Origin of the sequence: Pseudobutyrivibrio sp., from assembly GCF_017471675.1 — a bacterium.
Classification (GTDB): Bacteria; Bacillota; Clostridia; order Lachnospirales; family Lachnospiraceae; genus Pseudobutyrivibrio.
The window spans coordinates 36,025-50,816 of the sequence record NZ_JAFUSK010000037.1 but is presented as its reverse complement, the minus strand read 5'-3'; the positions used below and the strand labels follow the sequence as shown (position 1 = coordinate 50,816).

Annotated in this window: 13 protein-coding genes; all 13 read left to right on the top strand. The window is 37.1% G+C overall.

Translation table 11 applies throughout. The annotated features are described in order from the left end of the window. Window positions 1-15 precede the first annotated feature (15 nt). A complete protein-coding gene (locus tag IJ535_RS06550; protein ID WP_294300320.1) occupies window positions 16-516 on the top strand; it encodes a GNAT family N-acetyltransferase in 501 nt (166 codons plus the stop codon). Between the two features lie 9 nt (window positions 517-525). Continuing rightward, complete coding sequence (gene argJ / locus IJ535_RS06545; protein ID WP_294300318.1) at window positions 526-1,749, top strand: bifunctional glutamate N-acetyltransferase/amino-acid acetyltransferase ArgJ; 1,224 nt, start codon at window positions 526-528, stop codon at window positions 1,747-1,749. A gap of 13 nt (window positions 1,750-1,762) precedes the next feature. Then, window positions 1,763-2,671: an acetylglutamate kinase gene (gene argB / locus IJ535_RS06540; RefSeq protein ID WP_294300316.1), complete on the top strand. Its 909-nt coding sequence runs from the start codon at window positions 1,763-1,765 to the stop codon at window positions 2,669-2,671. After that, complete coding sequence (locus IJ535_RS06535; RefSeq protein ID WP_294300314.1) at window positions 2,664-3,863, top strand: aspartate aminotransferase family protein; 1,200 nt, start codon at window positions 2,664-2,666, stop codon at window positions 3,861-3,863. The genes argB and IJ535_RS06535 overlap by 8 nt, the downstream gene beginning before the upstream one ends. A 79-nt stretch (window positions 3,864-3,942) precedes the next feature. After that, on the top strand, window positions 3,943-4,515 hold the full coding sequence (locus IJ535_RS06530; protein WP_294300311.1) for a helix-hairpin-helix domain-containing protein: 573 nt from the start codon (window positions 3,943-3,945) through the stop codon (window positions 4,513-4,515). Window positions 4,516-4,535: 20 nt separating this feature from the next. Further along, a complete protein-coding gene (locus IJ535_RS06525) occupies window positions 4,536-5,231 on the top strand; it encodes a response regulator transcription factor (protein WP_294293491.1) in 696 nt (231 codons plus the stop codon). Between the two features lie 11 nt (window positions 5,232-5,242). Then, window positions 5,243-6,679, top strand: a complete 1,437-nt coding sequence (locus IJ535_RS06520) for a sensor histidine kinase (protein WP_294300308.1) — start codon at window positions 5,243-5,245, stop codon at window positions 6,677-6,679. Continuing rightward, window positions 6,680-7,687, top strand: coding sequence for a GerMN domain-containing protein (locus tag IJ535_RS06515; RefSeq protein WP_294300306.1), 1,008 nt, complete (start codon window positions 6,680-6,682; stop codon window positions 7,685-7,687). Between the two features lie 25 nt (window positions 7,688-7,712). Further along, on the top strand, window positions 7,713-10,046 hold the full coding sequence (locus IJ535_RS06510) for a DNA internalization-related competence protein ComEC/Rec2 (RefSeq protein ID WP_294300304.1): 2,334 nt from the start codon (window positions 7,713-7,715) through the stop codon (window positions 10,044-10,046). A 379-nt stretch (window positions 10,047-10,425) separates the two neighbouring features. Next, the gene (locus IJ535_RS06505) at window positions 10,426-11,217 is read left to right on the top strand and encodes a hypothetical protein (RefSeq protein WP_294300302.1); all 792 of its coding nucleotides are present in this window, start codon (window positions 10,426-10,428) and stop codon (window positions 11,215-11,217) included. 726 nt (window positions 11,218-11,943) lie between these two features. Next, window positions 11,944-13,017: a lysozyme inhibitor LprI family protein gene (locus tag IJ535_RS06500; protein ID WP_294300300.1), complete on the top strand. Its 1,074-nt coding sequence runs from the start codon at window positions 11,944-11,946 to the stop codon at window positions 13,015-13,017. Between the two features lie 37 nt (window positions 13,018-13,054). Further along, window positions 13,055-13,345 (top strand): hypothetical protein, encoded by a 291-nt coding sequence (locus IJ535_RS06495; RefSeq protein ID WP_294300298.1) that lies wholly within the window; start codon window positions 13,055-13,057, stop codon window positions 13,343-13,345. A 137-nt stretch (window positions 13,346-13,482) separates the two neighbouring features. Continuing rightward, window positions 13,483-14,673, top strand: coding sequence for a hypothetical protein (locus IJ535_RS06490; RefSeq protein ID WP_294300296.1), 1,191 nt, complete (start codon window positions 13,483-13,485; stop codon window positions 14,671-14,673). Window positions 14,674-14,792 lie beyond the last annotated feature (119 nt).

The following is a 14,792-nucleotide window of genomic DNA, read 5'->3' as shown; positions in this document are numbered from 1 at the left end:
AATAAGGAGGGACCTATGATTACAAAAGATACCTTTCAGATTTCACTTAATTTAGGAGTTAATATGGACTACACAATCAGAACTATGGAAAAGGAAGATTATGATGAAGTCTATAAGCTTTGGACTACAATCCACGGCTTTGCTATGCGAAGCATCGATGATTCCAAAGAAGGGGTTGAGCGAATGCTTGATAGAAACCCACATCTTTCTGTAGTAGCGGTAGCTGATAATAAAATAGTGGGAACTATTCTGGTAGGACATGATGGCAGACACGCTTGCTTCTATCATGTATGTGTTCATGAGGACTATCGCAAAAAGGGTATCGGAAGAGCCATGGCCCTGGAAGCTATGGTTAGGCTTAAGGCTGAGGGGATTACCAAGATACAGCTTGTAGCCTTTACAGAAAACGAGCTTGGAAACAGCTTCTGGAAGTCAGAGCAGTGGAAAGCACGTACTGATTTAAATGTGTATGATTTTGTATTAAATGATGAAAATATAATAGCATTCAATAAATAGGAGCGGATTATGAAGGAGATTAATGGAGGAATTACTGCAGCAAAGGGGTTTATGGCAGCTAGTGCTGCAGCTGGGATAAAATATCAAGGTAGAACCGATATGGCTCTTGTATATTCTACGGCACCATGTGTTAGTGCAGGAACATTTACATCTAATGTGGTAAAGGCGGCTTGCGTTCAGTGGGATATGGAGATTGTAAAATCCAAAGAGCCCCTGCAGGCAGTTGTTATTAATTCAGGTATTGCAAATGCCTGCACAGGTAAGGAAGGCTTTGATGCCTGTGAAGCCACAGCTAAGGCTGTAGAGGCAAAGCTTGATGTTCCATATAAGGGAGTTGCTGTTGCATCTACAGGTGTTATAGGTATGCAGCTTCCAGTGGACAAGTTAGTAGCTGGCGTAGATATGATGTCAGCTAAATTAGATGAAAGCATAGCAGCTGGAACAGAAGCATCAAAGGCCATAATGACAACTGATACTGTAAATAAAGAGCTTGCAGTAGAGTTTCAGATTGGTGAAAAAACTGTTACTCTTGGCGGCATGAGCAAGGGTTCAGGCATGATTCATCCTAATATGTGCACAATGCTTGCTTTTCTTGGAACAGATTTGGCAATCGAAAAATCCCTTCTTCAGGAGGCGGTCAGTGATGTGGTTGCAGACACCTTCAATATGATTACCGTAGATGGCGATACATCTACAAATGATACTCTTATATGTATGGCAAATGGCCTTGCTGAAAATCCTAAGATTACTGAAAAGGGTGAAGATTATAATACATTTAAGGAAGCATTAGCTTACGTATGTGAAGCTCTTGCAAAGAAGATGGCAGCAGATGGTGAAGGAGCCAGCAAGCTTTTTGAAGCTACAGTAGTTAACGCTAAATCAAAAGCAGATGCCAAGACATTGTCCCGTGCCATTGTAAGCTCTAATCTATCAAAGGCTGCAATATTTGGATGCGATGCTAATTTCGGCAGATTCCTATGTGCTATGGGTTATTCAGGAGCTGATTTTGATCAAAATGATGTGGAGCTTTATTTTAAAAGTGAAAATGGCACACTTAAGGTTTTTGATAAAGGAACACCTATTGTATTTGATGAGGATGAGGCACTTAAGATAATGAAGGCTGATGCAGTCACTGTATATGTTGATATGCATGAGGGCACAGCTTGTGCCACAGCATGGGGATGTGACCTGACCTATGATTATGTGAAGATTAATGCAGATTATCGCAGCTAATATGGAGGATGTTATGGACGTAAGTATGCAGAAGGTAATGGACAAAGCAATGGATAAGGCAGAAGTATTAATCGAGGCATTGCCATATATCCAACGCTTCAATCGTAAGATTATTGTAGTTAAATACGGCGGAAGTGCCATGATTGACGAGGAGCTTAAAAAGCAGGTTATACAGGATGTGACACTTCTTAAACTTGTTGGATTTAAGCCAATCATTGTTCATGGAGGCGGTAAGGAAATTTCCAAGTGGGTTGAAAAAACAGGTATGACCCCTGAGTTTGTTAATGGACTTAGAAAAACAGATGAGCCTACAATGGAAATAGCTGAGATGGTTCTTAATAAGGTGAACAAATCCTTAGTACAGAATGTTCAATCTCTTGGAGTTAATGCCATAGGAATTTCCGGCAAGGATGGCGGCCTATTAAAGGTGGAAAAAAAGCTTTCTGACGGCAAGGACATTGGTTTTGTTGGAGAAATCACAGAGGTTAATCCAAAGATTCTTACGGATTTATTGGAAAAAGACTTCTTACCAATCGTTTGTCCTATAGGAATGGATGAAAACTTTGTAACCTATAATATCAACGCTGATGATGCTGCATGTGCCATTGCAAAGGCTGTTAGTGCTGAAAAGCTTGCGTTTTTAACTGATATAGAAGGTGTTTACAAGGATAAGGATGACCCAGACACACTTATTTCTGAGCTATCTGTAGAAGAGGCAAAGAAGCTTATTGGAGACGGATTTATTGGTGGAGGCATGCTTCCAAAGCTTAATAATTGTATCGAAGCGATTGAGGAAGGGGTTTCTAGAGTGCATATTTTGGATGGCAGAATTGCACATTGTTTACTTCTTGAAATCTTTACAAACAAAGGAATTGGAACAGCAATTATAGGAGATAAGGATACGAGGTATTACAATGAATAAAAAACAGATGATTGAAAAGGCTGAGGAAAATCTTTTTCATGTGTACAATAGATTTCCTGTAGTATTTGATTATGGTAAAGGGGTGCATCTATATGATGAAGTAGATGAAAAATATCTTGATTTTGCTTCTGGAATAGGTGTAATGGCATTTGGATATGGAAATGAAGATTACGAAAATGCTCTTATTGCCCAGGTAAAGCGAATCACTCATACATCAAATCTATATTATCATCAGCCTATGATTGAGGCTGCCGAAAAGCTTTGTAAAGCATCAGGTATGGATAAGGTTTTCTTTACAAATTCTGGTGCGGAGGCTATCGAGGGAGCACTTAAGACCGCTAAGAAATATGCATACAATAAAAAGGGTTCAGATGAATATGAAATAATAGCTATGGAAAACTCTTTCCATGGTAGAACAGTAGGCTCCCTTTCTGTTACAGGCACTGACCATTATAGAGAGCCTTTCTATCCACTTATGTCAGGCGTTAAATTTGCTACCTTCAATGATTTTGGCAGCGTTCTTGCTAATCTTACTGATAAGACTTGCGCTATTATTATGGAGACTGTTCAAGGTGAGGGAGGCTTGTATCCTGCTGATAAGGAATTCATTACAAAGGTTAGAAATCTGTGTGATGAGGAAGGAATACTTCTTATTCTTGATGAGGTTCAATGTGGAATGGGTCGTACTGGAAGTATGTATGCATATCAACAGTATGGAATTAAGCCTGATATTCTAACAACTGCTAAGGCCTTGGGAAATGGCGTTCCAATAGGAGCATTTGCGGTGACAGAGGATGTGGCAGATAATTCCTTAGTACCAGGAGACCATGGAACTACTTATGGTGGTAATCCACTTTGTACAGCTGCAGTTTCACAGGTATTAGATATGTTTGAGGATTATAAGCTCCTTGATCATGTTAATGAGATTACAGCTTATTTTGAGCAGGTGCTTGACACATTGGTGGCAAAATACGATTTTGTTACCGGAAGAAGAGGAATGGGGCTTATGCAAGGCCTTGTTCTTACTATTCCTGTAAAGGAGGTTGTAACCAGGGCACTTTTAGATGAACACCTTGTTGTGTTGTCGGCAGGTTCAGATGTTCTTAGACTTTTACCACCACTTGTTATTACAGAACAGGATATTGATGAGTTTAAAGAAAAAATCGAAAAAACCCTTGACATATTTCTGTAAAACTCTTGTAATATATAAAAAAATTCGCTACAATAAGCAAGACGATATTGTAATCTCCTTAATGTGAAAAGGAGATTTAATGAAAAAATTATTTTATCTTGCTTTTTGTAGCCTCTTTTTATTTTCAGGCTGCAGTAAAGCATCATACTTTCAATCAACAGAGCTAGTGGAAGAAGTAGATAACGAAAGCGCTGCTAAGGAACAGGTGGTGGATGATGTTCTGCCAACTACAATCTATGTTCAGGTGGCAGGGGCTGTTAAAAAGCCTGATGTTTACGAACTTCCGGAAGGCTCTAGAGTCTATGCAGCAATAGAAGCTGCAGGTGGTCTACTTGAATCAGCAGACGATAATGATATAAATCAGGCGGCAGTCTTAGAGGATGGTCAAAAGCTATATATCTTTACAACAGATGAAATTAAAGAGCTTGAAGCCAAGGAAGAAGCTAAGGAAGCCGATGATGGACTTATCAACATAAATAAAGCCACCGCTACAGAGCTTATGAGCTTACCGGGTATTGGGCAATCAAAGGCAAATCAGATTGTGGCATATCGCGAAGCCAATGGAAGCTTTTCTTCAATTGATGATATCAAAAAGGTGTCTGGAATAGGCGATGGCATTTTCAATCAAATAAATTCACTTATCAAAATTTAAGAATGGTTTAGAGGGAAGAAATGGCAAAAAAAGTATTAGTTGTAGACGACGAAAAACTCATAGTTAAGGGAATTAGATTTTCCTTGGAACAGGATGGCATGGAGGTAGACTGTGCTTATGATGGACAGGAGGCTCTTGACCTTGCTACATCAAATCATTACGATATGATTCTTCTTGATGTAATGCTTCCAAAGCTTGATGGTTTTGAGGTTTGTCAGAATATCAGAGAGTTTTCCACTGTGCCTATCGTTATGCTTACAGCAAAGGGTGATGATATGGATAAAATCCTTGGATTGGAATATGGCGCAGACGATTACATTACTAAGCCATTTAATATCCTTGAAGTTAAGGCTAGAATAAAAGCAATCATGCGAAGAGCATCTCTTGGACAGTCAGTTAGAACTGAGCACAGGGAAGAGAATGTTATCGAGGATGGTGATTTAGTTCTTGATAAGAGCAATCGTAGACTTACCATATTAGGAGAAGAATACAATCTTACATCTAAAGAGTTTGATATGCTTGTATTGCTTGTTACAAATCCAAAGAAGGTTTTCTCTAGAGAGGATTTGTTGCATAAGATTTGGGGTGAGGATTATCCAGGAGATGAAAGAACAGTAGATGTACATGTTAGACGTCTCAGAGAAAAAATCGAGCCTAACCCAAAGGAGCCTAAGTACGTTCGTACAAAATGGGGTGTAGGCTATTATTATATGTAAAGTGAGTTAAAATGAAAAATAAATTTAGCTTGGATTATTTTCGCAGTATTGGTTTTAAAGTAGCATTTATTATAATCGTCATAGGCATCTTACCTTTTATGGTATGTGTGCCTATTTCTTTGCGTGCATACGAATCAGTTTCTATTCACACAGATGCCACCAATCTTATGGCGGAAGCAATTTCCTACAATAATCAAATAGTTACAAGCGGTTATGCTCAAGGAGAGGATAACGAGGTACTAGATACAAAGCTTAAGTCTGTCGCTGACAGCTATAATGGTCGTATTCTCATTATCAATTCTGCTTTAAAAATCGTTAGGGATTCATTTATGGCAGATATTGGAAAAACTGTAATTTGGGAAAATATTATTTATTCAATGCAGGGAGAATCCTTGTACCATTATGATAAGGAGACTAATTATCTTATCGTTTCAGTGCCACTTGTTAATTCTGATGGCGATATTGTTGGGGCACTTGTTATGAACAAGTCCATGGACTATATGGTTCAAAACGAGGATACATTTTATTCTTATATATTAATAGGTGCAGTTGTAATACTTGCATTGACCATTATACTTGCGATTTTTGCACATATATATTTTTCCAGACCATTTAAGAAAATGTCTAATTCCCTGGATTCAATTATCAGAGAATCTGATACCCTTCTTCCGGAGGAAAAATCATTTACTGAAGTCGAGAATATTACGGATAAATTCAACGAGGTTATTGGTAAGCTCCACTCTATAGATGAGTCTAGACAGGAGTTTGTTTCTAACGTGTCTCATGAGCTTAAAACACCTCTTACATCTATGAAGGTACTTGCTGATTCTCTTAATGGTTCAGAGGATGTTCCTATAGAGATGTACAAGGAATTCATGGTGGATATCGGGGATGAGATTGACCGTGAAACTAAAATCATCAACGATTTACTTAGCCTTGTTAGAATGGATAAAAGTGGAGCGATGCTTAATGTTACTCCTGTAAATATCAATGAGCTTATAGACCATATACTTAAGCGCCTTAAGCCTATTGCGGAAAAGGCAGACGTGGAGGTTGTATATGAATCCTTTAGGCCTGTTGTTGCAGAGGTTGATGAGGTTAAGTTTACACTTGTTATTACAAACCTTGTAGAAAATGCCATTAAATATAATAATGAAGGCGGCTGGGTACATATTTCTCTTAATTCAGATCATCAATTCTTCTACATCAAGGTAGAGGATAATGGTCTTGGTATACCTGAGGATTCAGTTGACCATATTTTTGAGAGATTCTATCGTGCTGATAAATCTCATTCCAGGGAAATAGGTGGAACAGGTCTTGGACTTGCTATTACCAAGAGCTCTATTGCTATGCATAATGGTGAGATTAAGGTTCGTTCAACCCTTGGTGAGGGCTCAACATTTGATGTAAGAGTTCCACTTAACTATATTAAAAAGGAGGTGCACTAAATGAAAAATCTAAAACGTGTGCTTTCTATTTTGATGATAGTTGTAATGTCTTTGTGTACCATGGCTTGTGAAAAGACTACCGCTATATCTAACGGAAAGATATATTATGTCAGGGCTGACAAGGCTGGTATTATACCATTTAAGTACAACTTTGAGAGTACAGATACTGACGGTGCTATTTCGGAGGCCCTTAAACAGCTTGCTTCTGATGTTGATGATATAGATGCTATCAATACAATACCTTCTGGCGTTGATGTAAAGAATTGGGAGCTTAATAATAAAAGTCTTGACCTTTATTTAGTGGGAGATTATGAATCATTAGATACCTACACTGAAATATTAGTTAGGGCTGCTATTGTTAAGACCTTGGTTCAAATTAAAGGGGTTAATTCTGTTTCTATTTTTGTGAATGATTCTCCACTTACAGATTCTACAGGGGAGGCAATTGGTGCAATGAGTGCTGATACCTTTATAGAGGATTTTGGACAGGAAACAGATTCACTTTTGCATACAGATTTGAAATTGTATTTTGCAAGCGCTGATGGTGTATCTACAGTGCCTGAAACAAGGGAAGTATACTATAGCAGAAACGTATCCTTAGAAAAGCTTGTTATAGACCAGCTTCTAAAGGGACCAGATACAGATGGCTTGCTTTCTGCTATACCTACTGGAACTAAGCTTAATTCTATTACAGTTTCAGAAAATGGTGTGTGTATCGTCAATTTTGATGGAGCCATTGAAACTGTTGTTTCTGGTGTAACAGAGAATGTTACTGTTTATTCCATTGTCAATTCTCTTACAGAGCTAGACAATGTTAAGCAGGTTCAGATACTTGTTAATGGTGAGACTCCACATATATCAAACGTGGATATAGATATGTCTAAGGCAATATCCAGAAACGAAGATATTATTAATGAACAAAATCTTAATTTTGAAGATGAGCAGGAATATTTAGATGAAGATTATTCAGAGGGCTACACAGAAGATGAAAAGGTGCCAGCTGAATAGTTAGGCTAGAAATGGAGGAAATAACTTGCGGCGAAAGCTATGCATGATTTCCTTGGTATATATTTTTATTGTTGCTTTTAGTGTGTATGGCCCCTTGGATTTAATAGGGGCATACACTAAGGCTGACGCATTTTCTGAGCATTTTTCTGAAGGCGCTAGTGTTACGGCAACAGGCAATATAGTTCGTAAGGAAATCAAAAAAGATTCAACTATTTATTATGTTAATGATGCTACTGTGAACTGTGAAAATGGCACATTAACAAATACTTCTTTTATATTCAAATTAGATTCCGATAAAATTCCAAACAAAAGTAAATTAAATATTGAAGGAAATATTAGTCTATTTAAAAGAGCTACCAATGAAGGTGGGGTTGATGAAAGAGACTACTATAATTCTTTAGGCTATTATTTCAGGCTTGATAATGTAGCTGTAAAGGCAGTTGATACTGGTGTAATTACTGGATTTGATATTCTCTATAGGTTAAGTAAGAACATCCAAGGTGTATACAATCAATGTCTTAGTGGCGAAGAGGCTGGATTTTTAGGCAGCGTATGCATTGGTAATAAAAGTGAGCTTGATATACAACTGAGAGAATTGTTTCAGATGGTTGGTATTGCTCACATTTTGGCTGTCTCAGGATTGCACGTATCTGTGGTGTGTATGGCGCTTTATAGATTTGTTAGAAATCGTGGGTTAGGCTTTTTTGGCAGTGGTTGCTTAGCAGGCGTGGTAGCGATTTTGTATGGCATGCTTACTGGGGGAAGTGTTTCTTCTGTTAGGGCAATAGGCATGTTTTTGATATACATTCTGGCTGATATTTTAGGTGAAGCCTATGATTCAAGAACAGCCCTTGCTGTTATGGCGGATTTACTGTTATTTGAAAATCCTCTTTATATTAAAAATACAAGCTTTATATTTTCCTTTGGGGCAATAATAGGGATTCTTTTTATTGCACTGCCTATAAGTGAAAACTATAAAAATATATGTAAATGGAAGCAAAGACTTCGTATTTCCGATAATGGATTTAACTATGATGAAAAGCCACCTATCTTCGATAGGGTTAGAGAGTGGATTGTCTCTAGCATAATATTTTCATTTGGTATCACAGCGGCTATGCTGCCTATTGTGACTTATTTTTATTACGAAACACCTTTATATTCTGTTGTTTTAAATGGACTGGTATTACCGCTTATGCCATTTCTTTTGGCATTTGGTTTATTTGGTGGTTTCACAGGGCTTATTAGTATAGAGGCAGCACAAATCATATTATACTTGCCTCATTATATAATCTACCTATATGAAGTAATAGCTGCACATACTTTAGATATTCCTTTTTCAAAAGTAATCATAGGAAGGCATGGATTATTACAGATTGTTGTTTATTATTTGGTGCTTTTGGTAGTAGTGAATTTTTCCAAGGTAGTTAAATTTGTAAAATACACATTGCTTGGCAAAAAGCCACAGGATAATCCAAGGGAAATACTAAAGGGATATAAAGCTATGCTTGTTAAGACCATTGTTCTTTCTTTGATTTGTGTCGTTGTTTGGCTCATACCAGAAAAGCAAGGCTTTGAGGTGGATATTATAGATGTAGGACAGGGGGATGGAATCTATATAAGCTCTGGTGATGGAGCTAGATTTTTTATAGATGGTGGTAGCACCAGCTCGGATGCTGTTGGAAAGTACACTCTGTTGCCATTTTTGAAATACAAGGGAGCAGGGCATATTGATTATTGGTTTTTATCCCACATGGATTTAGATCATGTTTCTGGTGTGCTGGAGCTTCTTAGCACAGGCTACAGAATTGATAATATCGTACTTTCTTCTGAGATTCCTAGTGGAGATACCTTGAACCAGCTTATTGCTTTGGCTCAGGCTAATGGTACAAATATTGTTTACATGAGTCAGGGCGACATCTGTGGGACCAAGCATTTATCCTTTAAATGCGTATATCCATTTGACGGAATTACCTCTGATGATATTAACGCTTTATCATTGTCTCTTTTGATGGAATATGATAAAGACTGCGACGGAGAATGTGACTACTCAGGCTTCTTCGGAGGAGATATAGGTGCAGAACAGGAAAAGGCAATAGCAGCTAGCGGTCAGGTTGGGCATGTTGATTTGCTAAAGGTCAGTCATCACGGCAGCAAATATAGTTCAAACGAGCAGTTTTTATCAGTGCTGTCACCTGATGTGGCTGTAATAAGTTGTGCTAAAGTAAATCGCTACGGACACCCATCCGCCGAGGCCGTAGAACGCCTTTCATCCGCGGCAGGCAAAGTATATTACACCATGAATTCTGGCCGCGTGAGAGTGAGGGTAGGTGGTGTGGATGAATATATAGGGGCGAAGTGAGATATTTTACTATCTGTATTGTGGAAATGGTTTTAGATAGTAAGTTTTTTGGAGTTGTTACTACCTTGGGTAAAAATTGCTTTACAGATAGTAGTGAAATTATAGAGTATTACTATCTGTGAAGAAAATAGAAGTTTAGATAGTAGTAAAAATAGGAATGACTACTATCTACAGAGAGAAAAACTTTGCAGATAGTAATGGACAGTTGAATGACTACCATCTGTGAAGAAAAAATAGGCATAGATAGTAGTTGTAGGTGATAGGGCTACTATCTGTGCGAGAAAATTATATGTAGATAGTAGGTCTAAAAAAATAGCTACTATCTGCTGTTAAAAAATTTGTATAGATAGTAAAGTCTGTTGAAAGGATGTAAAAGTATATGAATATAAAATTATTAAATGAAGAATTGGAGCTTATAAAAAGGCAGAAGGAGCATGTTTTAAAAGAACTAGAAAAATATAAGGATGTTATGAATTACACTTTAGTGCAAAAGAAAAGCAATGGCTGTTATCAGTACTATTATAGAGAAGAAAATAGAGATTTGAAATACATAGCTTCTTCAGAAAGAGACATAGCGAAAAGATTGGCTCAAAAAGAATATTATGAAAAACTACTCATCAATCTTTACACCCAGGAAAAGACCATAGAAAGGTTTGTAAAAAAATATAATGTAGCACATACTAGTGAATCATATGAAGTTTTAGCAGAAGGAAAAAAGAGATTGGTGCAGCCCATAATAAAAACGGATAAAGAATTTATTGAAGAATGGAATAACAAATTTACGGGTGAGCAAAACACATTTGATTTAACTACATCTTACACTACCAATAAAGGAGAGGAGGTTCGCTCAAAATCAGAAAAGATTTTGGCAGATTTATTTGATAAGCACGGAGTAATCTATAAATATGAACCAGAAATCACATTATTTGATGGACGAAAGAGCTATCCGGATTTTGCCCTTTTAAATCTAAGAGAAAGAAAGACATTCTTTTGGGAACATTTTGGACTAGGGTCTGATGTAGGATATTCAGAAAAGAATCTAGCAAAGCTTGCGAAGTATGAAAAATCCAAAATTGTAGTAGGGGATAATTTAATTGTTACCGCTGAGGCTACTGGAATAGGGATTGATGTAAAACTCGTAGAGGACAAAATTAAAAGATATCTGATTTAATGCAGAATAGCTAATGCGCTATATCTAGATTAAGTAGATGCTACTATCTTATAGGAATAAAGCTTGGCAGATAGTAATAAATTTCTCTTTTACTACTACCTTACAGAGAAAAATGGATATAGATAGTAGAGCTTTTCAGAGGTATTACTATCTGCGAGAAAAATCTATCAGCAGATAGTAGTAATTAAAGGTTGGACTACTATCTGAAAAGAAAAATATGGCATAGATAGTAGTTATTCTGTAGATGGCTACTATCTATGAGGAAAAAATATGTGTAGATAGTAAGGGTAGCAAAAATAGCTACTATCTTAGAAAGAAAATCTTGTTTAGATAGTAGCTTTTGTGGAAAGCCTTACTATCTATGAGCAATTAATATGTGTAGGTAGTAGATTCATGGAAAATGGGTTTGTATAGATTCTTGAAAAACATCAGTTTTTCAGGAATCGTAAATACCATGAAAATAGATTTATCTATTTTCATGTCCTGCAAAGCAGGATTCTTGCTGACAATTTCCTTGTTTTGTCAGCAAGAAGTCATAGGTTTTGGTTTTTTATCAGAAAACAGGAACTGGAGCTATACCAATATTTTCTGAAGAAAAATATTATTTGGCAACTTCAAGTTGTTGTTGGCTCTTTCTTAAGCAGCCCACAAGAAGTCATGGTAAAAGGATTACTATTGTATTAAAATGAAATTATTAGTGTTGATGACACTAGAAGGAGAATGACGATGAACAAAAGACATAAGAAAAGGACTCAAAGAAGAATAAGTATTGTTTTGATTGCGGTTGCATTAGTGCTTGTGGCTGGCTGTGGTGTTTATTTCTTGGTAAATAGAAGCGGAGCTGATACTACAGTGGATGAGGAAAGTACAAATAATACAAAGGATGTAGGTGATACAACAGACACAAATAAGGCAGAGAATGATGTTACAGAAACAACCAAGGCCAATGATACTACAATTACATTTGAGGATTTAGCAAAATATAGCTATTCATTTACCAGTGGTGCAGGTGGATGGGAAGATGATTTTGATATAGAAAAGGATGGCAGCTTCCAAGGCAGTTATCATGATTCTGATATGGGTGATACTGGTGATGATTATCCTGATGGAACAATTTATTACTGCGAATATGAAGGTCATTTTGAAAACATTCAAAAGGTGGATGAATTCACATATAAAATGCATATGAAGGATATCACAATCTTAAATGATGACAAGGAAAGTATTGAAGATGGTGTAAGGTATATTCCATTAACACCTTATGCACTTAATAATGCTGATATGGTAGAAATTTATATGCCAGGTAAACCTGTTTCAGAAATTGATGAGGAAGTTAGAACTTGGCTGTTTATTTCTTACCAGGATCAGCAGGATACACTGGAAAATATGGCACTTGTAAATGTTAATGAAAATCAGGGTATTACAAGCTCTACTAGAATGACTCCTAAGGAAGATGCTGAGAGTACTTATAATACATATAAAGAGAGCTATGATTATTATGCGGGCCTACTTTCAGAGGCAGCTACTACTGTAGATATGGTAGAGGCTACATCAAATCAGATTAGAGTTTCGGATGAGTGTCTTAACTATATCTGGAGAATAATAAAGTACAATACAGATGAAGATACATTTAACAAAGCTCTTGAGGAGCAAAGACAGTGGCTTAAGGATAGAGATGCTAGTGCTGAAAGAGCTACCTCAGAGCATTTAGGTGGTAGTCAGGCAGCTGTTGACTACAATGATATCTATGCAACAATGACAATGGAACGCTGCAAGGAGCTGCTTAAGTATTTTAATTAGACAATCATAGAAACGCAGACACTAAAGGATAAACTAAATGGATACAACTAAACTAGAAGAACTATATAAAAAGATGACTCAGGTTCATGAGAAATCGGTTGAGATTATAGATAGTCATAAGATATCTTCCATGCTAATGAACGAGTACAACAATAAGGTTAATCAGTATGATGATATGTACAAATCATTAGAAACTATGAAGGCACTTACTTCAAAGGAAGAGACAATAGATAATCTTATAAATCAGCAGATAGAGGCTTTGAGTGTGCGAATTAAATGGGAGCTTGATTGGCTCAAAAGGGTGGCAAGTTCTATAAATATAAAATAACATCATAGTGGATTTTTACTATAAAAACTTATTAAAGGAGTGCCGATACACTTATAGAAGACCAGGCATAGGGATGTGCAAAGGTCTTCAAGCGTTTGGCACTTTTTGTATTCTTTATTTGTGGAAAGGAGTCCGCTATGAAGATTGAAAACAGCCATGTAAACATGGCATCTAGTCACAATTCTTATTCAAATACCCAGGTTGAACAGCTTACAATTGAACGGAGAGCGAATGTGGATACGCTTGGTGCAATACTGAAGCTGTCTGATGAAGGGGAAAAATCTTACAAGGAATCACTGGAACAACTACAAAAAAATGAAAAAGAGGCTGCCAAGGAACGGCAGCAAAAGAATCTGCAGAATATGTTAAGCCGGATGGCAGAGCATGACAAGCAGGTTAGAGAAGCAAATGCTGGTATGAGCCAGTGGGATATGGAAGATTTGCAAATCAGTCTTGTGAAAAAGATTCTTGATTTGTTAAATGGAAGAACCAGTCCTGCTGACAAAAGGTTAAGAGAGCAGCTACAATCCTTTAATGATTGGCAAAAGAAAATCTTTGGAGGCTGTGGTGCGGATGAAGTGAAGTTAAGCTTAAATGGAACACCGCAAAAGACGCTAAATCTTTCTTCAATGGAATCGGTGTCACGTACCCAGGTGTGGCAAAGGATTACAGCCACATCAGGAACTCACACAGAGTTTGAGAACACCAGCTTTAAAAGTACAGGTGAGGTGCAGACATCTGATGGAAGAAGCTTATCATTTAATGTAGAGCTTACACTAGGGCGAAGCCTTGTTCAAAAGATTGATACCTTAAAGGATGAAACCTACACAAGGATTCTAACAGACCCTCTTGTAATTAATATGGATACTAATGCCACCTCTATATCAGACCAGAAATTTAAATTTGATATTGATTCTGATGGAGATGAGGACGAAATCTCTTTCACAGGAAAAGGAAGTGGATTTTTGGCGCTGGATAAAAATGAGGATGGCAAGATAAATGATGGCTCTGAATTATTTGGAACGAAATCCGGCGATGGCTTCAAGGATTTAGCTGGATATGACAAAGATAAAAACGGTTGGATAGATGAAAATGATGAAATCTTTAATAAGCTGAAGGTATGGACCAAGGATGAGGAGGGTAACGATAAGCTACTAAGCCTTAAGGAAGCAGATGTGGGAGCCATATATCTTGGAAACCTAGATACGGAATTTAGCTTTAAGGATGGTATGGGAAATACTGATGCTGTCCTTAGAAAGACAGGAATCTATCTGAAGGAAAGCACAGGAGCTGCAGGGACTGTGGCCCATGTGGATTTAGCATTATAGTAACAAATAATCAAAGTGCCAATTAAATCAATTATAAGCTGCCTAAGTGTTTTGTAACACATAGGCAGCTTTGTGTTTTATTTAGTAGAACTATGCATTCTGTTTTGCTATAATAGTTT

What these genes read in the sequence shown, in the direction of transcription:
- IJ535_RS06550 (WP_294300320.1), top strand. Translation starts at nt 16, where the DNA reads ATGATTACAAAAGATACCTTTCAGATTTCACTTAATTTAGGAGTTAAT.
- argJ (WP_294300318.1), top strand. Translation starts at nt 526, where the DNA reads ATGAAGGAGATTAATGGAGGAATTACTGCAGCAAAGGGGTTTATGGCA.
- argB (WP_294300316.1), top strand. Translation starts at nt 1,763, where the DNA reads ATGGACGTAAGTATGCAGAAGGTAATGGACAAAGCAATGGATAAGGCA.
- IJ535_RS06535 (WP_294300314.1), top strand. Translation starts at nt 2,664, where the DNA reads ATGAATAAAAAACAGATGATTGAAAAGGCTGAGGAAAATCTTTTTCAT.
- IJ535_RS06530 (WP_294300311.1), top strand. Translation starts at nt 3,943, where the DNA reads ATGAAAAAATTATTTTATCTTGCTTTTTGTAGCCTCTTTTTATTTTCA.
- IJ535_RS06525 (WP_294293491.1), top strand. Translation starts at nt 4,536, where the DNA reads ATGGCAAAAAAAGTATTAGTTGTAGACGACGAAAAACTCATAGTTAAG.
- IJ535_RS06520 (WP_294300308.1), top strand. Translation starts at nt 5,243, where the DNA reads ATGAAAAATAAATTTAGCTTGGATTATTTTCGCAGTATTGGTTTTAAA.
- IJ535_RS06515 (WP_294300306.1), top strand. Translation starts at nt 6,680, where the DNA reads ATGAAAAATCTAAAACGTGTGCTTTCTATTTTGATGATAGTTGTAATG.
- IJ535_RS06505 (WP_294300302.1), top strand. Translation starts at nt 10,426, where the DNA reads ATGAATATAAAATTATTAAATGAAGAATTGGAGCTTATAAAAAGGCAG.
- IJ535_RS06500 (WP_294300300.1), top strand. Translation starts at nt 11,944, where the DNA reads ATGAACAAAAGACATAAGAAAAGGACTCAAAGAAGAATAAGTATTGTT.
- IJ535_RS06495 (WP_294300298.1), top strand. Translation starts at nt 13,055, where the DNA reads ATGGATACAACTAAACTAGAAGAACTATATAAAAAGATGACTCAGGTT.
- IJ535_RS06490 (WP_294300296.1), top strand. Translation starts at nt 13,483, where the DNA reads ATGAAGATTGAAAACAGCCATGTAAACATGGCATCTAGTCACAATTCT.